General features: G+C 67.2%; 24 protein-coding genes and 1 tRNA gene. 6 read left to right on the plus strand and 19 right to left on the minus strand.

Annotation, left to right across the window (positions count from 1 at the left end; translation table 11 throughout):
- Positions 1-102 precede the first annotated feature (102 nt).
- Positions 103-1,224 carry an MFS transporter gene (locus AC3FKG_RS10205; RefSeq protein ID WP_488743099.1) on the plus strand — a complete coding sequence of 374 codons (1,122 nt, stop codon included), beginning with the start codon at positions 103-105 and terminating at the stop codon, positions 1,222-1,224.
- 2 nt (positions 1,225-1,226) lie between these two features.
- Here the strand turns inward: AC3FKG_RS10205 and AC3FKG_RS10210 are convergent, their stop codons facing one another.
- Entirely contained in the window at positions 1,227-2,114 is an 888-nt protein-coding gene (locus AC3FKG_RS10210) for a DODA-type extradiol aromatic ring-opening family dioxygenase (RefSeq protein WP_488742987.1), read from the minus strand.
- A 180-nt stretch (positions 2,115-2,294) separates the two neighbouring features.
- On the opposite strand from AC3FKG_RS10210, the gene AC3FKG_RS10215 reads away from it, so the two are divergent.
- From AC3FKG_RS10215 to AC3FKG_RS10225, 3 genes are all read left to right on the plus strand, one after another.
- Positions 2,295-2,696 (plus strand): hypothetical protein, encoded by a 402-nt coding sequence (locus AC3FKG_RS10215; RefSeq protein ID WP_488742988.1) that lies wholly within the window; start codon positions 2,295-2,297, stop codon positions 2,694-2,696.
- A 159-nt stretch (positions 2,697-2,855) separates the two neighbouring features.
- Positions 2,856-3,851, plus strand: coding sequence for a hypothetical protein (locus tag AC3FKG_RS10220; RefSeq protein ID WP_483709716.1), 996 nt, complete (start codon positions 2,856-2,858; stop codon positions 3,849-3,851).
- 136 nt (positions 3,852-3,987) lie between these two features.
- Complete coding sequence (locus AC3FKG_RS10225; protein WP_483709717.1) at positions 3,988-4,614, plus strand: DNA-3-methyladenine glycosylase I; 627 nt, start codon at positions 3,988-3,990, stop codon at positions 4,612-4,614.
- A gap of 30 nt (positions 4,615-4,644) precedes the next feature.
- Here AC3FKG_RS10225 and AC3FKG_RS10230 read toward each other — a convergent pair whose 3' ends face one another.
- The 3 genes from AC3FKG_RS10230 to AC3FKG_RS10240 form a co-directional block, all read right to left on the minus strand.
- The gene (locus tag AC3FKG_RS10230; protein WP_488742989.1) at positions 4,645-4,872 is read right to left on the minus strand and encodes a hypothetical protein; all 228 of its coding nucleotides are present in this window, start codon (positions 4,870-4,872) and stop codon (positions 4,645-4,647) included.
- Between the two features lie 394 nt (positions 4,873-5,266).
- The gene (locus AC3FKG_RS10235) at positions 5,267-6,196 is read right to left on the minus strand and encodes a cation diffusion facilitator family transporter (protein WP_483709719.1); all 930 of its coding nucleotides are present in this window, start codon (positions 6,194-6,196) and stop codon (positions 5,267-5,269) included.
- Between the two features lie 6 nt (positions 6,197-6,202).
- Positions 6,203-6,646, minus strand: coding sequence for a MarR family winged helix-turn-helix transcriptional regulator (locus tag AC3FKG_RS10240; RefSeq protein WP_483709721.1), 444 nt, complete (start codon positions 6,644-6,646; stop codon positions 6,203-6,205).
- 126 nt (positions 6,647-6,772) lie between these two features.
- On the opposite strand from AC3FKG_RS10240, the gene AC3FKG_RS10245 reads away from it, so the two are divergent.
- Positions 6,773-8,308 carry a DHA2 family efflux MFS transporter permease subunit gene (locus AC3FKG_RS10245; protein WP_488742990.1) on the plus strand — a complete coding sequence of 512 codons (1,536 nt, stop codon included), beginning with the start codon at positions 6,773-6,775 and terminating at the stop codon, positions 8,306-8,308.
- A 121-nt stretch (positions 8,309-8,429) separates the two neighbouring features.
- On the plus strand, positions 8,430-8,681 hold the full coding sequence (locus AC3FKG_RS10250; protein ID WP_483709723.1) for a hypothetical protein: 252 nt from the start codon (positions 8,430-8,432) through the stop codon (positions 8,679-8,681).
- Between the two features lie 69 nt (positions 8,682-8,750).
- On the opposite strand, the gene AC3FKG_RS10255 is transcribed toward AC3FKG_RS10250, so the two are convergent.
- The 15 genes from AC3FKG_RS10255 to AC3FKG_RS10325 form a co-directional block, all read right to left on the minus strand.
- Positions 8,751-8,826 (minus strand) — tRNA-Ala (locus AC3FKG_RS10255).
- A gap of 73 nt (positions 8,827-8,899) precedes the next feature.
- Positions 8,900-10,621 (minus strand): thiosulfohydrolase SoxB, encoded by a 1,722-nt coding sequence (gene soxB, locus AC3FKG_RS10260; protein ID WP_488742991.1) that lies wholly within the window; start codon positions 10,619-10,621, stop codon positions 8,900-8,902.
- Positions 10,622-10,739: 118 nt separating this feature from the next.
- On the minus strand, positions 10,740-11,237 hold the full coding sequence (locus tag AC3FKG_RS10265) for a TlpA disulfide reductase family protein (protein WP_483709725.1): 498 nt from the start codon (positions 11,235-11,237) through the stop codon (positions 10,740-10,742).
- A 10-nt stretch (positions 11,238-11,247) separates the two neighbouring features.
- The gene (gene soxX, locus AC3FKG_RS10270) at positions 11,248-11,922 is read right to left on the minus strand and encodes a sulfur oxidation c-type cytochrome SoxX (protein ID WP_488742992.1); all 675 of its coding nucleotides are present in this window, start codon (positions 11,920-11,922) and stop codon (positions 11,248-11,250) included.
- An 18-nt stretch (positions 11,923-11,940) separates the two neighbouring features.
- Positions 11,941-12,768 (minus strand): sulfur oxidation c-type cytochrome SoxA, encoded by an 828-nt coding sequence (gene soxA / locus AC3FKG_RS10275; protein ID WP_483709727.1) that lies wholly within the window; start codon positions 12,766-12,768, stop codon positions 11,941-11,943.
- 76 nt (positions 12,769-12,844) lie between these two features.
- Positions 12,845-13,303 (minus strand): DsrE family protein, encoded by a 459-nt coding sequence (locus AC3FKG_RS10280; RefSeq protein ID WP_483709729.1) that lies wholly within the window; start codon positions 13,301-13,303, stop codon positions 12,845-12,847.
- Positions 13,304-13,382: 79 nt separating this feature from the next.
- A complete protein-coding gene (soxZ, locus tag AC3FKG_RS10285; RefSeq protein ID WP_483709730.1) occupies positions 13,383-13,694 on the minus strand; it encodes a thiosulfate oxidation carrier complex protein SoxZ in 312 nt (103 codons plus the stop codon).
- A 46-nt stretch (positions 13,695-13,740) separates the two neighbouring features.
- Positions 13,741-14,196, minus strand: coding sequence for a thiosulfate oxidation carrier protein SoxY (soxY, locus tag AC3FKG_RS10290; RefSeq protein WP_011299383.1), 456 nt, complete (start codon positions 14,194-14,196; stop codon positions 13,741-13,743).
- A gap of 167 nt (positions 14,197-14,363) precedes the next feature.
- Positions 14,364-14,690, minus strand: coding sequence for a c-type cytochrome (locus AC3FKG_RS10295; RefSeq protein WP_483709731.1), 327 nt, complete (start codon positions 14,688-14,690; stop codon positions 14,364-14,366).
- Positions 14,691-14,807: 117 nt separating this feature from the next.
- Complete coding sequence (locus AC3FKG_RS10300) at positions 14,808-15,842, minus strand: c-type cytochrome (RefSeq protein ID WP_488742993.1); 1,035 nt, start codon at positions 15,840-15,842, stop codon at positions 14,808-14,810.
- On the minus strand, positions 15,826-17,175 hold the full coding sequence (soxC, locus tag AC3FKG_RS10305; protein ID WP_488742994.1) for a sulfite dehydrogenase: 1,350 nt from the start codon (positions 17,173-17,175) through the stop codon (positions 15,826-15,828). The genes AC3FKG_RS10300 and soxC overlap by 17 nt, the downstream gene beginning before the upstream one ends.
- A gap of 69 nt (positions 17,176-17,244) precedes the next feature.
- Positions 17,245-17,661 (minus strand): ArsR/SmtB family transcription factor, encoded by a 417-nt coding sequence (locus AC3FKG_RS10310; RefSeq protein ID WP_483709736.1) that lies wholly within the window; start codon positions 17,659-17,661, stop codon positions 17,245-17,247.
- A gap of 75 nt (positions 17,662-17,736) precedes the next feature.
- Complete coding sequence (locus AC3FKG_RS10315; RefSeq protein WP_483709738.1) at positions 17,737-18,636, minus strand: EamA family transporter; 900 nt, start codon at positions 18,634-18,636, stop codon at positions 17,737-17,739.
- A gap of 92 nt (positions 18,637-18,728) precedes the next feature.
- Positions 18,729-19,988, minus strand: a complete 1,260-nt coding sequence (locus AC3FKG_RS10320; protein WP_488742995.1) for an FCSD flavin-binding domain-containing protein — start codon at positions 19,986-19,988, stop codon at positions 18,729-18,731.
- Between the two features lie 8 nt (positions 19,989-19,996).
- Complete coding sequence (locus AC3FKG_RS10325) at positions 19,997-20,323, minus strand: c-type cytochrome (RefSeq protein ID WP_483709742.1); 327 nt, start codon at positions 20,321-20,323, stop codon at positions 19,997-19,999.
- Positions 20,324-20,433: the final 110 nt, after the last annotated feature.

Here is a 20,433-nt window from a genome sequence, read left to right on the forward strand (position 1 = left end):
CATGCAGTTCTCGCCATGTCCGAGTCGAGTCCCGGCGTATCGCCGCCGTCCACCGTTCCCGCCGCATCGCCCCAACGCGTGTCCCGCGCCACCCGGGGCACCATGGCGCTGTTCTTCGTCAACGGCGCCACGTTCGCGACGTGGGGCGTGCACATCCCCACCATCAAGGCGCGCTTCGGCCTGTCCGACGCGATGCTGTCCATCGCCATGCTGGCCGTGGCCGGCGGCGCGATCGCCGCGATGGGGCCGGTCGGGCGCTGGGTCGCGCGCGTGGGCAGCGCGCGGGCGTCGATGGCCAGCGGGCTGGCCTACGCGCTGGCGACGGTGGTCATCATGGCCATGCCCGACTTCCGCCTGCTGCTGCCCGCCCTGCTGGTCTTCGGCATGGCCAACGCGGCGTTCGACGTGGGCATGAATGCGCAGGCCGCCACCGTGGAGGCCAGCCGCACCCGGCCCGTGATGTCGGCGCTGCATGGCATGTTCAGCCTGGGCGGCATGGCCGGCGCTGCGGTTGGCGGGCTGATGCTGTCGCTGGGCGTGCCGCCGCTGGTCCATGCCGCGATGATGGCGGGCCTGACCGCCGCTATCGCTCTTGGTACGGCGCCGGGGCTGCTGGCCGACCATCCGGTGCTGCCGACGGCCGGCCACCATCGGGATCACGCGGTGCGCGCGCTGTGGCTGCTCGGCCTGCTGGCGTTCCTGGGACTGATCGGCGAAGGCGCGATGTACGACTGGTCCAGCGTCTACATGCGGGAGGTCGCCATGGCGCCGACGGACTGGATCAGCTTTGGCTATGCGGCATTTTCGGGCGGGATGGCGTGCGGACGCTTCGGCGGCGATCGCCTGCGCGCGCGTTTCGGCGAAGCCGGTACGCTGACCGCCAGCGCCTGGCTGGGCTTTGCCGGCATCGCGCTGGCGCTGGCCGTGCCGGTGCCCGTGGCGGCGCTGGCGGGTTTCAGCCTGATGGGGCTGGGGGCGGCCAATATGGTGCCGATCTTCTTCGTGGCGGCGTCGCGCCTGCCGGGCGTGGCCCCGGCCGAGGCGATCGCGCGCGTGGCGCGCTTTGCGTACCTGGGCCTGCTGCTGGGCCCCGTGCTGATCGGCGGCGTGGCGCACCTGGCCAGCCTGCGCGCCGGACTGGCCGTGGTGGCGCTGACCATGGGGTGGATCGCACTGGCAGGCGCCCGCTCGGCGCGACGCTACCTGCCTGCGCGCAAGCGCTAGACTCAGGCGGCGGCGCGCACGGGTGGCTGCGCACCGGCGCCCAGGCCGTTGAACACGAAGGTGTCCATGGCCAGCACGCCATATGTCACTTCGTCCGCGACGCGCGCCACATCCGCGGGCGCTTGCGCAATGCCGGCCTCGCGCGGGCCCAGCGCGGCGCCGAGCGCCACGTAGAAGGGCAGCAAATGCTCGTCGGTCGGATGCGCGCGGCGCGCGTGCGGCGCCTGGGCGCGGTAATCGGCGATGCGGCTGGTATCGCCGCTCGCCAGCGCCTCGTCGAGCGCGTCGAGCATCCAGTTGCGGAAGGCATCGACATACGGCTCCGTCGCGGGGCCGTGCTGGGCGCGCCGGCCGCCGCCGAACACTTCCTGCAGGTTGTGCGTGAAGCTGCCCGAGGCAAGCACCAGCACGCCTTCGTCGCGCAGCGGCGCCAGCGCCCGGCCGATCTCGATCTGCACGGCCGGCGCCAGGTACGGGTTCAGCGCCAGTTGCACCACGGGGATGTCGGCATCGGGGACAAAGTGGCGCATCGGCATCCAGGCGCCGTGGTCCAGCGGACGCTCTTCGTCAAAGCCGACAAAGCCCGCGCCCGGAATGTGGGCGGCTTCGACCAGCGCCTTGACGCGCGCGGCCAGGTCGGGCGAGCCCGGTGCGTCATAGCGCAGCGCGTAGAGTTCGCGCGGAAACCCGCCGAAGTCGTGCCACGCCTCCTGCCGTTCACGCGTGCTGACCGCCAGCGTGCTGTAGATCCAGTGCGCCGAGATCACCAGCACCGCGCGCGGCCGCTGCGCGCGCAAGCTTGCGCCAAGCGCGTCGAAGATGGCCCCGGTCGGGCCCGGGTCGATCGCCAGCATGGGCGAACCGTGGGAGACGTAGATCGAGGGAAGCATGGCAATCACCTTCAAAGCCTTTCGTGGAATGAACTCAGTTTGACAAAGAAGGGGCTGCCCGGCGGATCGCATTTGCGGACACTTCGTGCAAAAAAATTGAATGGGCTTGCATCAGCGTTCGTGGGATGTCCCACACAGCGCATCGTCCCTGTGTCCCGGGGGCCGGGCAGAAGGCATACGATGCCTGCGAGGAGCCTGTTCCGGCTCATCCGGCGCGCGGCCCACGACGCACGCCGCCAACCATCACCCGGCGAGAGGGAGATCTTCGTGGTCCAGCGCATTCCGCGCCGCCACAGGCGGCCCGCACCAATCCCCGCCCCTTGGTGGCGGCCCGGCGCCTATGCCAGCGCGCCGGCTGTCGCGCTATGGATTGCCGCGCGGATGCCGGCCGCCGTCCTGTATGCCGTCTTCGGCACGCCCGGCGCGTCCTACTGGATCAACCATGCGGGAGACACGGTATTCGTCGCCGGGTGGCTGGCCAGCGCCGCGCTGCTGTGGTTCACGCGCAAGCGCGCCGCGCTGCCGCCGCAGGCCGAGCCGGACCCGGCATCCCATCCGCCACGCCGCCGCCCTGCGGGATAGCCGCGCAGCATCCATGTGAAACCTTGCGACGGGTGATCTGAAAAGATTCGTGCAGGCGCACCAGACCTCATACAGCAGGCATCATCCCTAGCTAGAATGCACCACCGGTGAGGCGCGCGCAGCACGGCGCCGGATTCGGAACCCTACCCGGCAACTCGAATGTCCGCATTCCAGCAAATTCGCAGGGCCGCGGCGGCCCTGCCGGCCTGCCTGGCCCTATCGGGTTCGCTCTCGCTGATTCCGGGGCAGGTATGGGCACAGGCGCAGGGTTCGAACGGCTTCCAGGTCATCGGCACCAATGTGCAGAAGCATGCCAACGGCGTGCTCACGCTGATGTCGTACTCGGTCGTGCCGGACCTGGCTTCCAGCTCTTTGTCGATCAACAACGCGGCCACCGACAATCCCGGCGTCTTCATGTGGCAGCTGGGCGGCGGTTTCACCTGGAGCAAGTCGTTCCCGCTCTACCTGGAAGGGGCGATCGCCTACAGCCGCTACGACCCGACCTTCGTCGCCACCCGGGGCGCCGAATCCCGCCCGCTGCCGGTCAGGTGGAACACGTTTTCCGGGACCATCGGCGTCGGATGGGACTTCCCGCTGACCGAGAACAAGGAACTGGTATTCCGGCCGATTTTCAACGCTTCGCTCGGCAACGTCTCCAGCGACCTCCGCGTGGGCGAACTCGTGATCGAGCGGAACACCGATGCCAGCATCAATTTCCTTGAGCACGGATCCCTGAACGCCTACGGCCTCGGCGGCTCCGTCATGCTCGACTGGGAGCACTACCGCGATACCCACGAGATCGACCTGGAACTGCGCTACACCAATATCCACCTACAGAGCTTTGGCGGCTCGTCCTCCGGCGTGACGGGCACGGCCACCGCGCAAACCGCCAACCTGTACGCCCGCTGGCGTGCGCCGACAGGCTGGCACGCGCTGGACCGGCCCGTGCGCTATGTGCTGGAGCTTTCCCATTCGCACTATCTCGGCAGCCAGGCCGGCGTGCTCGGCTTCAACTACCTGACCACGCTCGGCACCGGGCTGGAACTGGACACCAGCGCCCATGAGGTTTTCGTCACGCGGATCCGGGCGGTGGTGCGGTATGTGTTCGGCAATAACGTCTCCGGCGTGTCGTTCGGGCTCGCGGCAAGTTTCTGAGCACCATTGCCGCAATCGGCATGTCCGATTCCGGCCTTCCGCAAACAGCTGGCCAGGAGCATGATCACCGGCTGGCGCCGGCACCGCGCAAGCGCGCCGCCGGCCATGACAAACCCGGGGCCATGGAAAGGCACGCATGACGAGTAAACAGGAAGCCGCCGCCGAACGCGTGCGCTGCGGCTGGTGCGGCACGCTGGAAGACTACTGCCACTACCACGACAACGAATGGGGCTATCCGGTCGACGATGATCGCCGGCTGTTCGAGAAGCTCTGCCTGGAAGGCTTTCAGGCCGGGCTGAGCTGGCTGACCATCCTGCGCAAGCGCGAGTCCTTCCGCAAGGCGTTCGCCAATTTCGACATCGAGAAGGTGGCCCGCTTTGGCGAGCGCGATATCCAGCGCCTGCTCGGCGATGCTGGCATCGTGCGCCACCGCGGCAAGATCGAAGCCGCCATCAACAATGCGCAGCGGGCGGCGGAACTGCTCGAAACGGAATCGTCGCTGGCGGCCTATTTCTGGCGCTACGAGCCCGACCCGGCCAGCCGGCCCAGGGTGCTGACGCCGGAAGTCCTGCGCACCATGGCGACCTCGCCGGAATCGGCGGCGCTGTCCAAGGACCTGAAGCGGCGCGGCTGGCGCTTTGTCGGACCGACCACGATGTACGCGCTGATGCAGGCGATGGGGCTCGTCAACGACCACCAGGACGGCTGCTGGGCCCGGGCCGAAGCACTGCGCGCGCGCAAGGCGTTCAAGGTGCCGCGCTAGGGAACCTCATGCCGGCAGACTGCCCGGTACTCAGGGCAGGCAGAACGTGACCGCCGGGACATCCCCCACTGACACCGGCGCTGGCATCGAGTAGACGCTTTCGAGGATCTGCGGCGTCAGCGCCTGCGCCGGCACGTCATGCGCTACCGTGCGGCCCTTTGAAAGCAGCAGCAGGCGGTCGCACCAACGCGCCGCCAGGTTGATCGCCACGACTTCGAGCACCCACAGGTCAAAGCTGAGCGTGGCCGATTGCGGCAACACCGCGCGGCAAGCTTTAGGGAGCAACGCTTGGAAAGAAGAGGTGCGGCACGTATACGCCGCGGTTGGCACGAATCTGTAAACCTGATTCTTCGGCGACAGGAATGATCTGCCTGCTGTCTTTAATACTGTTTACGTATACGTAGATAGTAGTAGTAGGTAAACGTCTCCCTTGGCGTGGATAACCTCTCTTTTCCCTTTCGGATCAAGAGGTTGCAATAGAGATAACCCTTTGGAGCGATGGCCGGTGCACCGGGATATCCGGGACCATCCGTATACGTCGGCAAAAACGACGCTCGTCTTGTCCGTATACGGCTCACAGCGCACCCCCAGGCGGGGCACAGCTTTCCCGTGGAGTTATCCCCAGGCCGGAGCGTGGATATCCACAGGACGCTCAGCGCGGCGCCCGGGACGCGAAGGTGTATACCGGATCGACATGGGTCATGACGTTCAGCACGCCGTGGGCGACCACGGTGCGCCGATGCGCTTCGGCCGCGATGGCATGGCCCTGGGCAACCGTGAGGGTGGCATCGATTTCCAGATGCACGTCGACGAGTATCTGGTCGCCCATCTTGCGCGTGCGCAGGTCATGGACGCCCAGCACGCCCGGCGTTTCGAGGATGGTGTGCCGGATAGCCTCGACGGTTTCGGCATCGGCGGCGCGGTCCATCAGGTCATTGAGCGCATCCCAGCCGAACTTCGCGCCCATGCGCGCCACCATCAGGCCCACCACGACGGCGGCCACCGGATCGAGCACGTGATAGCCGAGCAGGTTGCCGCCAATGCCCAGCGCCACCACCAGCGAGGACGCGGCATCCGAGCGCGCGTGCCAGGCATTGGCCACCAGCATGCCAGAGCGCACCCGCTTGGCCACGGCCAGCATGTAGCGGAACAGCAGCTCCTTGGACAGCAGCGCGACCGCGGCCACCCATAGCGCGATCGGCTTGACCGCCTGGGCACCCTGCGGATGCTGGATCTTGCCGACTGCCGACCACAGCATGCCCAACCCGACCGCCAGCAGCAGGCAGCCCAGTACCAGCGAGGCGGCGGTTTCGTAGCGTCGGTGGCCGTACTGGTGATCGGAGTCCGGGTCCTTGCGGCCGTGGTGCCCGGCCAGCAGGACCACGAAGTCCGACACCAGGTCGGACAGCGAGTGCAGCGCGTCGGCAAGCAGCGCCTGCGAGCCCGCCCACAGCCCGGCCACGGCCTGGGCCAGGCTTAGCCCGATATTGAGCGCGACACTGACCAGCGTGCTGCGCCGGCCGGCAAGGTAATCGGCGTGTGCGTCCGCTGCGCGGCGCACGGAAGGATCCTGAAGGGGCATGATGATTCAGCGCTCCACCGCGTCGACCAGGTTGGCGCGCACGCGCTGCAGCAGGGTGATCAGTTGTTCTTGCTCTTGGGGCGTGAAGCCGCGCATGGCTTCGCCGGCGATCTCGTCGCCGACGCGCCGCGCCCGGTCCAGCGCCTTGCGGGCCTTGCCGGTCATCTGCACGAGACGCTCGCGGCGGTCGTCCGGGTTGGGCCGGCGCAGGATCCAGCCGCCCTCCTCCATGCGGTCGAGCAGCCGCCCCGCCGAAATCGGCGCCACCTCGAGAATGTCGGCCAGGCTGGCCTGGTTGATCTCGCCGTGGTGAGCCAGGTAGGCGAGCGCGCGGCATTGCGCGCGCGTGAGGTCCAGCGTGGACTTCGCCAGGTCGTCGAAGCGCTTGCCGCACAGGCGGCCCACGTCGGTGACCAGGAAGCCAAGGCGTTTTTCCGATTCCGATTCCATCGCGCGACTATAGCCGAAGAACCATGACAGTGAACGGGCCGGCACACGGCTCGCTGGAAGCCGGCGTACAACGCCTGACCGGCCATATAATAAGCACGCTTATCAATCGCGCACCCCACGCCCTCCATGTCTTCCATTGCCCGGCAGGCCGGCGCCGACACGCCACTGAACCGGCCGATGATCACGGTATCGATCATGCTGGCCACGCTGATCCAGACGCTGGACAGCACCATCGCCAACGTCGCGCTGCCCCATATGCAGGGCGCGTTGTCGGCATCGCAGGACGAAATCACGTGGGTGCTGACCTCGTACATCGTGGCGGCGGCCATCGCCACGCCGCTGACCGGGTGGCTGTCGGACCGCCTGGGCGTGAAAAAGCTGCTGCTGCTCGCCATCGGCGGCTTCACCGTGGCCTCGGCCCTTTGCGGACTGGCCGACACGCTGCCGCAGATCGTGGCAGCGCGCCTGCTGCAGGGGATCTTCGGGGCGTCGCTGGTGCCGCTGTCGCAGTCCATCCTGCTCGACATCAACCCGCCCTCGCGGCAAGGCCAGGCCATGGCGGTCTGGGGCATGGGCGTGATGGTCGGCCCGATCCTCGGCCCGACGCTGGGCGGCTGGCTGACCGACAGCTACAACTGGCGCTGGGTGTTTTTCATCAACGTGCCGATCGGCGCGTTTGCGATGTTCGGGGTCATGACCTTCCTGCCCGACCGGCCGCCGCGCCGGGAAGTCCGGTTCGACGCGTTCGGCTTTGCCACGCTGAGCCTGGCCATCGGCGCCTTGCAGGCCATGCTGGACCGCGGCGAGCAGCTCGACTGGTTCAGCTCGCTCGAAATCCGCATCGAGGCGCTGCTGGCGGTCGTGAGCTTCGCCTACTTCGTCGTGCACACGGCCACCGCCGGTTCGAAGTCCTTCTTCCGCTATGAACTGCTGAAGGACCGCAACTTCGCCACCGGCACCTGCTTCATCTTCGTCATCGGCGCGGTCATGTACGCGACGCGCGCGCTGCTGCCGCCGATGCTGCAGGGCCTGATGCAGTATCCCGTGGCCACCACCGGCCTGGTCACCGCGCCAAGCGGCGCCGGCACCATGGTGGCGATGCTCTTGGCGGCCCGCCTGCTGCGACGCATCGACGCGCGGCTGCTGCTCTTGTCGGGGTTCCTGATCTCCGCGTTTGCCCTGTGGCAGATGATGCACTACACCATTGTGCTGTCGATGTCCGATATCGTCTGGCCCGGCGTGATCCAGGGTTTCGGGCTTGGGCTGGTATTCGTGCCGCTCAGCGCGCTGACATTTTCCACGTTGCGGCCGGATCTGCGTGCCGATGGCACTGCCACCTACAGCCTGGTGAGAAATATCGGCAGCAGCATCGGAATCTCCGTGTTCCAGTCGCTGATGACGCGCAACACGCAGGTCGCGCACGCCGACCTGGCCGCGCATGTCAGCGTCTTCAACCCGAACCTGCAGTCGATGGTCGCGAACGGCTCGCGCACCGACCTGCTGGCGTTGAACCATGCCATCAACCAGCAGGCATCGATGATCGCCTACCTCAACGATTTCAAGCTGATGTTCATCGCCACGCTGCTGGTCGTGCCGCTGATCCTGCTGATTCGCCCCGCGCGGCAGGTTCCGGCCGACGTGGCGCACGCGGCGACGGACTGAGCGGCTGCCGTCGCCTGCAAGAGACGAGACAGGTGTATGGAGACGTAACAGCACTGGCGATCCTGCTGTGACGTACTACCGTACAAATTGCGCCCCCGATGTCGACGTCCAAGGAGTTCGCATGGCAATCCGGTCGCTTGCTTCGCATAGCACATCCCAATTGCGCCGTTTGGTCGGCCAGATGCAGGCTGAGGTCGATGCGCTCGAGCATTTGTCCGCGCCGGACCCGGATATGCAAAGCCGGCTGGGCTATGCCACGGCACGGCTGCGTGACGGGATCGAGGCGGTGGAGGATGCGCTGCAGTCGTTGCGGGCGCTGCAACAGGTACGGCCTTCGGCGCTGAAGGCGCGGCGGGGACCGCGGGTGGCGTGAGGCACGGCGAAGAAAGCGGTAGGCAAAAAGCAAAAGGGCTCGGAACGAATTCCGAGCCCTTCTTGTATCTGGTGGACCGAAGGAGGATCGAACTCCCGACCTCTGCATTGCGAACGCAGCGCTCTCCCAGCTGAGCTATCGGCCCGTCGCGGATGATTGTAGCTTACTTCCGTTTGGCGCTTCAATCCGTACCGGCCGGGTGATGACCGCACGCAACATCACGCCGCCATGCCCGGATTGCGCTCCATGCCGACCACGCGCGGCTGGTTCAGCGGGCGGGCGCTGACTTCCTTGCTCTGGCGTAGCCACTGGGCCATGACATCCCAGATCGGCGCGCCGCCGGTCTGGCGCGCCTCTTCGGCCACCGGCGCCCAGCCGGCCACCTTGTAGGTCTTGCCTGCATCCAGTGGCTGGCCGTTCAGGCGCATGTCGCTGATGCGCTTGCCCATGCCGGCGTTCGGATCGATGGTGTACTGCAGGCCGCCCACCCGCACCATGTCGCCGCCCTGCTGGTAATACGGGTCCGGGTTGAACAGGTTGTCGGCCACGTCTTCGAGGATGGTCTTGATGGTCTCGCCGCTCATGTCCGTCACCGTGGTGTACGGATAGGTGATGGCGGTCTGGTCCATCAGGTGCTCCATGGTAATGGCCTCGCCCGGCAGCAGCGTGGTGCCCCAGCGGAAGCCCGGCGAGAACGCGATCTGCGCGCCCTGCACCTCCATCAGTCCGTCCAGGATCAGCTGGTCGAAGGTGCCGTTGAAATTGCCACGCCGGTACAGCAGCCCGCGGTTGACGGCAAGCACTTCGCCGAGCTTCTGTTCATACGGCGCGCGGACCTTCTTGATCAGCGCGTCCATGGCAGGATCGGCCGGCAGGTAGTTGGCGAACACCGGCAGCAGGCGGTAGCGGAAATCCGTCACCCTGCCGTTCTTCACGTCGAAGTCAAGCACGCCTAGGAACTTGCCGTTGGAGCCCGCGTTGGTGACCAGCGTGGTGCCGCCGGCATTCTTCACCGGCACCGGCGCCGGCATGCCGTCATGCGTATGGCCGCCCAGGATCGCGTCGAGCCCGCGCACGCGCGACGCCAGCTTCAGGTCGACATCCATGCCGTTGTGCGACAGCAGCACCACCACCTGCGCACCCTTGCTGCGCGCATCGTCGATGACCTGCTGCAGATTCTCTTCCTGGATGCCGAAGGTCCAGTCCGGCACGAAGTAGCGCGGGTTGGCGATCGGCGTGTACGGGAAGGCCTGGCCGATGATGGCCACGGCCACGCCATTGATGTCGCGCATCACGTATGGATCGAAGACCGGATCGCCGAAGTCGTTGGTCTTGATGTTCTGCGCCAGGAAAGAGACCTTGTCCTTGAAGTCCTTCTCGACGATTTCCTTGACGCGGTCGGCGCCGAGCGTCATTTCCCAGTGCGGCGTCATGACGTTGACGCCTAGTGCCAGCGCCGCGTCGACCATGTCCTGGCCCTTGGTCCACAACGCGGTGGCGGAGCCCTGCCAGGTGTCGCCGCCATCGAGAAGCAGCGCGCCAGGCCGGCTGGCCTTCATGCGCTTGACCAGCGTGGCCAGGTGCGCAAACCCGCCGACTTTGCCATAACGCTGCGCGGCCTCGTTGAAGTCCAGGTAGGTGAACGCATGCGCCTGCGGCGTGCCGGGGCGGATGCCGTAGTGGCGCAGCAGCGCGTCGCCGACCAGGTGCGGCGGCTTGCCGGCATAGGTGCCGATGCCAAGGTTGACGTTGGGCTCGCGGAAGTACACCGGCCGCAGCTGCGCATGGCAGTCGGTGAAATGCAGCAGGTGGACATTGCCAAAGCGCGGCAGGTCGTACATGGCCTCGGCGGACTTCGCCGCCTGGGCCGCGCTGGCAGGAAAGCTCATGCCACCGGCGCCGGCGATGGCCAGCACCTGCAGGAACTCGCGTCGGTTCATGTCGTCTCTTCCTGGAATCGGCGTGCCGGTTCGCGCCCCTGCAAGGCATGCGGGGCGTCACGGCATCGTTTCAAGTTGGCCGAGCGCGGATCGGCGTCCGCGCGCGGCAAGGCAATGTTCAGGGCTTCGCGTACCGGTCGAGCGCCGCGACCTCGTCTTCGAGCATCTCACCCACTTCCTTCTGCACCACGCGCCCGCGCGCGTCGATCACATACAGCTCCGGCAGGCCCTTGCGCGGGCTGATGGCGCTGCGCAATGCCGGCGAATCCATCGTGACCGGAAAGGTGTAGCTGCGCTTGCGCAGGTACTCGGCCGCCTCGCGCGGATCCTTGTCGATGCTGATGGTCAGCACTTGCAGCGGCGTGCCGCGCGTGCGCTCGTAGAGCTTCTGCAGGCGCGGGTTCTGCATGGCGCAGAACGGGCACCACGAGGCCCACACCTCGACGATCAGCGGCTTGCCGGCCAGCGACGCGGCGCTGACGGTGCGGCCATCGAGCGTCTGCATATCGGGCAGCCGCACGGTGTCGCCGACCTCCAGCGCGCCCGCGCCGCCGGCGCCTGCCATCAGGCCAACGGCCAGCAGCCACGCGATGAAGGCGGTGCGAGCGCGCAGCATGCCCGTGCCCTTACTGGTTGACCGGCGAAGCCGGGTCCAGCAGCAGCGCCATCACGTCGCGGATCTGCGTTTCGGTCAGGATGCCCTTGTGGCCGAAGCGCGGCATGTTGGAGCAGGCCGCATAGGCGCTGGAGTCCCAGATCTTGCCCCAGGTGTACTTGACCACGTCTTCGGAATTGCCGCGCAGCTTGCCGTACTGGTACAGCGACGGGCCGATATTGCCGAACGAGATCTCCGCCTTGGTCATCTGGTGGCAGGCATAGCAATTGCCGCCGTTGGTGCCCCCGACCTGGTCCGTGAACTGCATGCCACGGCCGTTCTGCGCAACCTTCTCGCCTTCCTTCCAGTCGCCGAGCCACTTGCCGTCGGCCGGATACCTGACCTGCTTCAGCTCTGCGGCTTCGATCTTCTTGGCCGTCGCCGCCGGCACCTTGGAGCGGTCCGGGTACTGGCTGCAGGCCTGCTGCATGGCGTCCTGGCTGAGCACGCCCTCGACCGTGGCCGGCCCCTTCGAAGTGAACGAGCCTTCGATCAGGTGCTTCATGTCGGCGCTGCTGACGGCGGCGACCTTGGCCTTCGCCGCCGGCTTCGTCCTGGCGCTGTCCTGCGCGATCGCGCCGGTGCTCGCGGCCAGCGCCAGCGCGGCAGCCGCCCACACCCCGTGTTGCTTGGTGAATCGTTGCATGTCTGTCTCCCGTGCTGGTCAGCGCTTCATGGCGGGGCCATCGTAGGTGCCGCCGTTGGCGTTCCTGGCCAGGAACATGGTGAGGGCGGTGATCACGTCCGAGCCGTAGGCCGGTTCGGGAAAGCGCTGCTGGCGCAGGCAGTCATACAGGCGGTGCTGCATGGTGCGTACCTCGCCCTGCGAGACACGGTAGGCCGGCCACGTCGTGTAGGCGGCCTGTGCGCCCTTCTCGGTCAGCAGGTTGGGCAGGTCTTGCAGGCGGATGCGCTGGCCGTCCACCGCGTGGCAGGTGGCGCAGGCAAAGTCATAGGCGCCGCCGCGGTAGAAGAACATCTTCTGGCCGAGCGCGTAAGTGCGCTGCTCTTCGGGGTGGCTCAGTTGCACGTTCATCTTCACGCCGCGCGATTCGGCGCTCAGGTACGAGACCAGGCGCTCGATGTCCGACGGCTTGCCCGACGACGAGAACGGATTGGCCATCGCCTGTTCCTGGGTCAGGCCCTGCAGCGTCACGCGGCAATAAGCCAGGCGCTGCTCCAGGTCCATCACCTTGCCGGTGTCCTTGAAGTAGCGCGGCAGTTCGGCGTAGGCGCCCTTGGTCACGCCCGGGCCCTTGCCCAGGTCGCACTGTTCGAGCGAGACGTTCTTCGGGCCGGCGGGCTTTTTCCACAGCTCTTCGCCGGCGGCTTCCCACAACTCGGCGGGGTTGCCTTCGGCCAGCATCTGCCGGTACTTGGCGATTTCGTCGGCGGTGCTGCCCTGCGCGTGCACGGCGGCCGCCAGGGTCAGCGCAGCCGCACCGGCCGCGGCCAGCGCGGCGCCCGTGGCAAGGCGTCGGATCTTGGTCATTGGGGGCTTCTCCTCCCGGCCGCTCGTGCGCCGGGTCATTCTTCTGTTGCCGGGCCGTCCCTTGCCCGGGGCATCCTCAAGGCTTGATGTAGGCGTAGCCTTCGTCAAACTGCAGGCGGGCGATTTCCACCACGCCGGCCGGTACGATCTTCGACTCCATCAGCAGGCTCGATTCGGAGATCTTGCGTGCGTTCAGCGTATTGCGGCAGACGCGGAATTCCACGCCGGCCGAAGCCAGCGCGCCCACCGGCCCTTCAAAGGTGTTGCCGCGCGAATCCTTGGCGCCTTCCACCAGGAAATCCACGCCGTAGCCGAATGCGACCACGACGATCTTGGCCCCCGGTGCGCCGTTCAGGTGGTTGCGCAGGTTGCCCATGGCGCGCACTGCCTGGTCGATGCCTTCCGAAAGCTGGTACACCACCTTGACGGGCCTGCCCTTGCCTGCCGGCGCGGCCGGCGCTGTCTGCGCCGCCGCCTTGGCCGCCAGTCCGATGGCGGCCAGTGCCGCCGATGCCCGAATGAATGCTCGCCGCATGATTGTTCCCGAGGTCAGTTTCCGACCCGAACCATAGCAGACGACAGCCGTGCGCGCCGGGCCGCCTATCCGTCGATGATCAGGCGATCGTCGCTTCGTCGGTGCGCTTGTCGCCGCGGTTGTCGACCCAGGTCACGGTGACCTTGTCGCCCTTGGCGCCGCCCTTGAACTTGAAGTTCAGGAACGGGTCCTTGGACACCGCCGGGCCGAACTGGGCACGGAACACTTCCTTGCCCTTGCACTGGGCGATCACAGTCTGGATATGCCACGCCGGAATGGTCTTGCCGGCGCTGTCCTTGCGCTGGCCGGTTTCCATGTCGTGCTTCATCAGAATCTTGACGTCTGTCACGCCGCCGTTTTCGGTGGCGCGTACGCGCATCGGGTCTGCCATGGTTCTCTCCTGTTGCAGATGTTCGTGGTGTCGCGGGGCGCGGGGCTCAGCCGCCGCAGCCACCCAAGGTGACCTTGATTTCCTTGGATGCCACGTACCACTTGCCGCCGGCCTTGACCGCGGCATGCACCACGGAGGTCTGGCCCATCTTCACGCGCGTGGAGACGAACGGTTCGGTGCCCGCCGGGATCACGAAATCCGCGGCCAGCGTGTTCGGATTCTTTTCGACCAGGATGGCGATCTGCTCGGTATCCGGGATCGTGCTGGTCACGGCCACCGGCACCACGGCGCCGTTTTCGGCGATATCCGGGGCGTTGAAGGTGATCGCGGTGCTCTTCTCGGTGCCACTGCCGCCGAGGGCCTTGATGACGTCGGCCACGCTCTTGCCGTCAAAGGCGGTCTTGTTCCACTCGGCTGCCTGCGCCTCGGTGATCAGGCCCGTTGCGGCCATCAGCGACAGGACAGCGGTGACCCGCAGTACTTCTCTTCGTTTGGAATTCATTGGGCTTTGCTCTCCGGCTACTCCGTTCCCAGTCGTGGTTGACCGCCAGGGCGGTGCTTGCTGCATGCGGCCGGTGCTTGGCCGGCCGCTGTGCTCTGTGTCCAGGGCCGCGCGGCGGATGCCCGCGGGCCTGTTGCATCGGTGCGCTGGCCCTTGCGGGCCGGTGCTTACTTGGCCGGCGCGCCAGCCAGGACCCACTCCACCACGGTCTTCGCCTCGGCGTCGCTCAGACCGGTGTTGGCGGGCATCGGCACAGGACCCCAGACGCCCGAACCACCGGTCTTGACCTTCTTGACCAGGGTCGCCAGGGCGTTCTTGTCGCCCTTGTACTTGGCGGCCACGTCCTTGTAGGCGGGACCGACCAGCTTCTTGTCGACCTGGTGGCAACCCATGCAGGCGTTCTTGTTGGCAATCTCCTGTGCCTTGGCGGCATCGACCGCGTGGGCCGATGCGGCGGCGCCAAGCATCAGCGCTGCGATGACAAACTGCTTCATTATTAAGCTCCAAGCTTTGTAAAGCCGTGGGGACGGCAAAGGCAACGCCACAACCGGACCGCGCTGCGGCGCAACACACGCTGGCCGCCGCCTGGGGGCACTCCAGCGGCCAGCCCGCTATTTTGCCTCAAGAATCCACCCCACCATGGCGCGGATGTCCGAATCGGGTATCTGTGGCTGCGGCGGCATCGGCACGCTGCCCCAGGCGCCCTGCCCGCCCGCCTTGACCTTGCGTTCCAGCGCGGCGTGGGCGTCACCCTGCCCGCGATACTTGCCGGCGATATCCGAAAATGACGGTCCCACCACTTTACGGTCGAGTGCATGGCACGCCATGCACTGGTACTGGCCGGTTAGTCGGGCGCCGGGCGCTACCGGCCCCGCCGCCACCGGTACCGCTTGCGCGGAAGCCTGCGCCGCCACGCCGCGCGTCGGCCCGAAGGCACGCTGCTGCTGCGACAGGTCGCCGTGAGAATCGCGCGCGTAGTCCGGCATGGCCGAGACTACCTTCACCGTCGCTTCGCAGTTCTTCATGCACGCCGTATTGTGCGTATCCGGCCGGCCCCGGCCCGGCCACATGCCGTGGTCCGTGGTCATGCCGTTGCGGTTCGGCATCTTGCGCTGCACCTCGGCGATGTTCGTGTCCGACAGCGTGAAGTCGTTCGGGACGATTTCGCCCAGGTTCAGCAGGTACGCCGTGACGGCATAGACATCGTCGGCGCTCAGGCTGCGCGGCGCATTCCACGGCATGGCGCGATGGATGTAGTCCCACAGCGTGCTCACCGTGCTGACTTTCATCAGCGTGGTGCGGTACGGCTGGTTGCCGGTCATCGCCGCGACGCGGCCGCTGCGGATATCGTCGGCCGTGGTGCCGCCCACGATAGGCGAGAACACTTCGTTCGATTCGCCGAAGTCGCCGTGGCACGATGCGCACTTGCCGTCCCAGACCTTCTGACCCTGGGCCACCGTGCCGCTGCCCTTGGGCAGTCCTTTGAAATCGGGGCGCACGTCGATATCCCAGGCCGCAACTTCCGCCGCGGTCGCGGTGCGGCCCAATGCCGCGCGCGCCGTGTCTGCCGTACCGGCCCAAGCCGCCGAGGCCAGGCAGCAGGCCGCCAGCGCCAGCGCCCGCGTCGTGTCAGCCCACGTGGACATTGGACACCTCCCCGCTCTGGGCCACCTGCCAGCTCTGGATGGCGTTGTTGTGATAGATCGAGCGCGTGCCGCGCACCGCGCGCAGCTGCGCCATCTTCGGCTGCACGTAGCCGGTCTCGTCAATCGCGCGGCTTTGCAGGATGGCCGGCCTCCCGTCCCAGTCCCAGTCGAGGTTGAAGCGCGTGAGGCACTTCGACAGCACCGGCGCTTCCAGCCGTGCCGTGCGCCAGTTGCGCCCGCCGTCGGTCGAGACATCCACGCGGCGCACGCGCCCGCGTCCGGACCATGCCAGCCCGCTGATGTTGTAGAAGCCCTTGCCGACCATCTGCTGCCCGCCCGATGGCGAGGTGATGACCGACTTGCATTCCTGGATCGAGGAATACTGGCGCAGCTTGCCGTCCGGCATCATGTCCACGTAATGGATGGTCTCGTCCTTGGCGTTCCAGGGCTGCTCGCCCAGTTCGAGCCGGCGCAGCCACTTGACCCACGACACGCCCTGCACGCCCGGCACCACCAGCCGCAGCGGATAGCCGTTCTCCGGGCGCAGCATTTCTCCGTTCATGCCCCAGGCGACGATGATCTCGTCGGCCAGCTCCATCGGGATGGTGCGCGTCATGCCGGAGCCGTCGCCGCCCTCGGCCAGCAGGTATTTGCCGCGGCGCAGGTCGGCGCCGGCGTCGTCCAGCAGCACCTTGAGCGGCACGCCGGTGAATTCGCAGCACGACAGCATGCCGTGGGTGTACTGCACCGTCGGCACCGCCACGTTGCCCCACTCCATGCCGGTATTGGCGCCGCACTCGATGAAATGCATGCGCGACACCGACGGCAGGCGCATCAGGTCGTCCATCGTATAGACGCGCGGCGCCTTGACCAGTCCGTTGATCATCAGGCGGTGGCGGGCGGGGTCGATGTCCTGCCAGCCCTGGTGGTGCCGCTCGAAATGCAGGCCGCTGGGGGTGATGATGCCGAACAGCCCCTGCAGCGGCGCGAATGCGACCGAGGCCGCCGAGACGCGCGTCAGGCCCGGAGACTCGCGCCGCACGAGGTTCTTCTCATGGATCGAAGGCTGTCCGTAAGGCCGCGCCGCCACCGGCTGGCCCAGTGTCGTGGCCCACGGCTGCGGCTCAAGGATGGCGGGATCGCCGTCGGCGGCCAGCGCGCGCCGGCCCAGTCCGGCCGCGGCGATGCCGGCGGCTGCGCCAAGGAAGCTCTTGCGCAGGAAGTCACGGCGCGGACTGTCCAGGCCGTGCCGGTCGATGTCCTGCTGCAGCGTGGGGCTGACGAAGTGTTCGGGCGCTGGCACGATGCGCCCGCGCGGATTCCGTTCCTGCAATGCCGTCTCCTCCGGCACGCTCGCCACGGCGGCGCGCCTGTTCTGATGCGGTCTGCAGGAAGAGCCAGGCTACTGCGCGGCCTTGCGACGCCGGGCCGGTGGCGGTTCGGGCTGGGCCATGAAGCGGTCCACCGCGCCGGAGGTCAGGGCATTGTCCTCCAGCCGGCTGGCCACCTGCACGCAAACCGTGCGGCACAGCTCCACCACGCTTTCGTCCGCAATGGCGTAGTACACCAGGTTCGCCTCCTTGCGGCGCGATAGCACGCCCGAGCGGTACATCGCGTTGAGATGCCGCGACACGTTGGTCTGGGACGAGCCCACCGTCTCGACCACCGTATTCACCGGCTTCTCGCCGTCGCACAGGGCGTGCAGGATTTTCAGCCGCGTAGGCTCCGCCAGCAGGCTGAAATAACCCGACACCTTTTCGAACACGCGATCCAGCTCTTCCATGGCGTCCAATATATTCGTATATGCGTGATTGCGCATATAGTGTTTACCCATTGATGCAGAACAGCATGATTGTGCCGCCAGTGGCATGGCGGCACGAGAACCCGCGCTTCTTCAGCGGCGTGCGAAGCGCCGGCCGACCCACAAACGGCCACCGAAGACATTGAGCAACAGCCCCGCCATCACCACGGCGGCGCCGGCCCACTGCGCCAGCGACAAGTCTTCGCCGAGCAGCCCGTGCGCGGCCAGGAGCCCGACCACCGGCACCAGCAGCGTGAGCGGCGCCACCTGGCTGGCCGGATACCGGGTCAGCAGCCTACCCCACATGGTGTAGCCGAAGATGGTCGCGGCGAAGGCCAGGTACAGCACCGCGAACACCGCGCCGCCGGAGACATGGGTGAGGCTTGCAGCGATGCGCGCCGGCCCCTCGAACCACAGGGACAGCAGCGCGAACGGCACGATCGGGATCAGCGCCGCCCACACGACCAGGCCCAGCAGGTCGACCGGACCGATCTTCTTGCTCACGATATTGCCGCTCGCCCAGCAGGCCGCGCCGCACAGCGTCAGCAGGAATCCGGCCACGCTCATGCCGCCGGGTGCCGTACCCGTTGCCGCGCCCGAACCGATCAGCACCAGTCCGCAAGCGGCCACCAGCATGCCGGCCACATTGTGCCAGCGCACCGGCTCGCCCAGCCACAGCGCGGCGATGCCCACCGTGAAGAAGACCTGCGACTGCAGCACGAGCGACGCCAGTCCCGCCGGCATGCCGACCGCCATGGCATAGAACAAGAAGGCGAACTGCCCGAGGCTGATGGTCGCGCCATAGGCCAGCAACATGCGCAGCGGCACGCGCGGGCGCGGGACGAAGAAGATGGCAGGAAAGGCAACCAGACAGAAGCGCAGCGCGCCGAGCAACATCGGCGGAACGCCGGCCAGGCCGACCTTGATGACAACGAAGTTGACGCCCCAGACGCAGACGATGGCTAGGGCGAGTAGGCGGTCTCTGGCTTGCATTGGGGGCCCGGATAATTTGTCCTGGAAACCCTCAAGCGTATCAGCCGGCTCGGGCGCCGCGTTGCATGTTCTTGCGGTTATTGCGGAGCCAGCTAGCTCAACATATCCGCCCAGATACCCTTCGCCCATGCTAGGGCGAAATCCCCCTCCGGCACATTGGGCGCCGCCGACAGTCCCCCCGATCCGGGCACCGTCACCATAGTCTTCTGCGCGGCATCGTAGCGATGCACGCTTGCAACATGCACTGCTTCGCGATCCGACGTGAAGCTGTAGCAGGTGTTGTTGTAGAGCGGCTCGGCGTCAGGCGTGCCGCCCGAGAGCAGCGCGACAATGGCCGCGGCCGCGACCTTGCCATGCTGGTTGGCCATGTGCCCCGATTTAGGCATCAGCGGCGCAATCTGGATGGCATCGCCGAGCACGTGGATATTCGGTACCGCGATCGATTCGAAGGTCAGGAAATCCACCTCGCACCAGCGGCCATTGGCCGTGGCCAGCCCGGCCGACACGGCGATCGCACCGGCCCGCTGCGGCGGCAGCACGTTGAGCACGTCGGCCCGCTCGTCGTCCTGCACGTCGAACTTGAGTGTGCGCGTGGCGGCGTCGACGTCGACCGCGTTGTACTGCGGCCGGTACTCCACCATGCCCTTGTACTGTGTGCTCCAGACCTGACGGAACAGCGCCGCCTTCGAGGTGATGTCCGGATTGGCATCGAGAACCAGCACCTTGCTGCGCGGCTTGTGCCGGCTGAAATAGTGCGCCACCTGGCAGGCGCGCTCGTAGGGCCCCGGCGGGCAGCGGTAAGGCGCCAGCGGGATGCTGATGGCAAAGGTGCCGCCGTCCGGCATGGCTTCGAGCTGGCGGCGCAGCGCCAGCGTCTGCGGACCCGCTTTCCAGGCATGCAGGATCTGGTCGCCGCCGGGCTGCTGCAGCCCGGGCAGCGCGTCGCTCATCATGTCCACGCCGGGCGACAGCACCAGGCGGTCATAGGGCAGCGTCGCGCCGCTGGCCAGGCGCACCGTGCGCCTGGCGGCGTCGATGGCCAGCGCGCGGTCGCGCACCAGCTTCACGCCATGGCGGCGGACCAGCGCGTCGTAGGGCACGGTGATGTCCTCTATCCGCCGGCTGCCGCCGATCACAAGGTTGGACAGCGGACACGAGATGAAGGCGGCATCGGGCTCTACCAGCGTGACGTCGATGGTGTGGCGGCTCCACTCGCGCAGGTAGCGCGCCGCGGTGGCGCCGCCATAGCCGCCGCCGACCACCACCACCTTCGCCGGCGCAGCGGCGTGCGCGCCCAGCGTACCCAGAGCAGCGGCGCCGGCCGCCGCTATCAGGAAGTTACGTCGTTGCATGGCACCCCTTACTTGACGGCGGCGAACCAGCCCGCAATCGCCGTGATCTGGTCGTCGCTGTAGCCCCTGGCAATCTGCTGCATGACGGTGGCCGGGCGCTTGCCGGCCTTGAATGCCTGCATCTGGGAGACGAGTTCGGATTGGGAGCGTCCGGCCAGCGCCGGAATGGGGCTGCCGGCGGGCGGCCGGCCCTGCGGGCCATGGCAGTTGGCGCAGGCCGCGGCATGGTTGCGCGCGCGCAGCGCCGATGCATCCGTGTCGGCCGCGGAGGCGGTGCCGCACGCGATCGGCAAGGCCAGCGCGGCCAGCGCCGCGGGCAAGGGGATCCTGGTCATGGTCACGCTCCGGGGTCCGCCCGGCGGGCGGCGCGTGGCTACCGTATCACATTGCGCGCGGGCGGGCGGAACGAAATCCGCATGATGTCAGGCAGGCGTTGCTGCCCGAC

It is taken from the genome of Cupriavidus sp. 22TCCZM04-2, assembly GCF_057798895.1.

What these genes read in the sequence shown, in the direction of transcription:
- AC3FKG_RS10205 (WP_488743099.1), top strand. Translation starts at nt 103, where the DNA reads ATGGCGCTGTTCTTCGTCAACGGCGCCACGTTCGCGACGTGGGGCGTG.
- AC3FKG_RS10210 (WP_488742987.1), bottom strand. Translation starts at nt 2,114, where the DNA reads ATGCTTCCCTCGATCTACGTCTCCCACGGTTCGCCCATGCTGGCGATC.
- AC3FKG_RS10215 (WP_488742988.1), top strand. Translation starts at nt 2,295, where the DNA reads ATGCCTGCGAGGAGCCTGTTCCGGCTCATCCGGCGCGCGGCCCACGAC.
- AC3FKG_RS10220 (WP_483709716.1), top strand. Translation starts at nt 2,856, where the DNA reads ATGTCCGCATTCCAGCAAATTCGCAGGGCCGCGGCGGCCCTGCCGGCC.
- AC3FKG_RS10225 (WP_483709717.1), top strand. Translation starts at nt 3,988, where the DNA reads ATGACGAGTAAACAGGAAGCCGCCGCCGAACGCGTGCGCTGCGGCTGG.
- AC3FKG_RS10235 (WP_483709719.1), bottom strand. Translation starts at nt 6,196, where the DNA reads ATGCCCCTTCAGGATCCTTCCGTGCGCCGCGCAGCGGACGCACACGCC.
- AC3FKG_RS10240 (WP_483709721.1), bottom strand. Translation starts at nt 6,646, where the DNA reads ATGGAATCGGAATCGGAAAAACGCCTTGGCTTCCTGGTCACCGACGTG.
- AC3FKG_RS10245 (WP_488742990.1), top strand. Translation starts at nt 6,773, where the DNA reads ATGTCTTCCATTGCCCGGCAGGCCGGCGCCGACACGCCACTGAACCGG.
- AC3FKG_RS10250 (WP_483709723.1), top strand. Translation starts at nt 8,430, where the DNA reads ATGGCAATCCGGTCGCTTGCTTCGCATAGCACATCCCAATTGCGCCGT.
- soxB (WP_488742991.1), bottom strand. Translation starts at nt 10,621, where the DNA reads ATGAACCGACGCGAGTTCCTGCAGGTGCTGGCCATCGCCGGCGCCGGT.
- AC3FKG_RS10265 (WP_483709725.1), bottom strand. Translation starts at nt 11,237, where the DNA reads ATGCTGCGCGCTCGCACCGCCTTCATCGCGTGGCTGCTGGCCGTTGGC.
- soxX (WP_488742992.1), bottom strand. Translation starts at nt 11,922, where the DNA reads ATGCAACGATTCACCAAGCAACACGGGGTGTGGGCGGCTGCCGCGCTG.
- soxA (WP_483709727.1), bottom strand. Translation starts at nt 12,768, where the DNA reads ATGACCAAGATCCGACGCCTTGCCACGGGCGCCGCGCTGGCCGCGGCC.
- AC3FKG_RS10280 (WP_483709729.1), bottom strand. Translation starts at nt 13,303, where the DNA reads ATGCGGCGAGCATTCATTCGGGCATCGGCGGCACTGGCCGCCATCGGA.
- soxZ (WP_483709730.1), bottom strand. Translation starts at nt 13,694, where the DNA reads ATGGCAGACCCGATGCGCGTACGCGCCACCGAAAACGGCGGCGTGACA.
- soxY (WP_011299383.1), bottom strand. Translation starts at nt 14,196, where the DNA reads ATGAATTCCAAACGAAGAGAAGTACTGCGGGTCACCGCTGTCCTGTCG.
- AC3FKG_RS10295 (WP_483709731.1), bottom strand. Translation starts at nt 14,690, where the DNA reads ATGAAGCAGTTTGTCATCGCAGCGCTGATGCTTGGCGCCGCCGCATCG.
- AC3FKG_RS10300 (WP_488742993.1), bottom strand. Translation starts at nt 15,842, where the DNA reads ATGTCCACGTGGGCTGACACGACGCGGGCGCTGGCGCTGGCGGCCTGC.
- AC3FKG_RS10310 (WP_483709736.1), bottom strand. Translation starts at nt 17,661, where the DNA reads ATGCGCAATCACGCATATACGAATATATTGGACGCCATGGAAGAGCTG.
- AC3FKG_RS10315 (WP_483709738.1), bottom strand. Translation starts at nt 18,636, where the DNA reads ATGCAAGCCAGAGACCGCCTACTCGCCCTAGCCATCGTCTGCGTCTGG.
- AC3FKG_RS10320 (WP_488742995.1), bottom strand. Translation starts at nt 19,988, where the DNA reads ATGCAACGACGTAACTTCCTGATAGCGGCGGCCGGCGCCGCTGCTCTG.
- AC3FKG_RS10325 (WP_483709742.1), bottom strand. Translation starts at nt 20,323, where the DNA reads ATGACCAGGATCCCCTTGCCCGCGGCGCTGGCCGCGCTGGCCTTGCCG.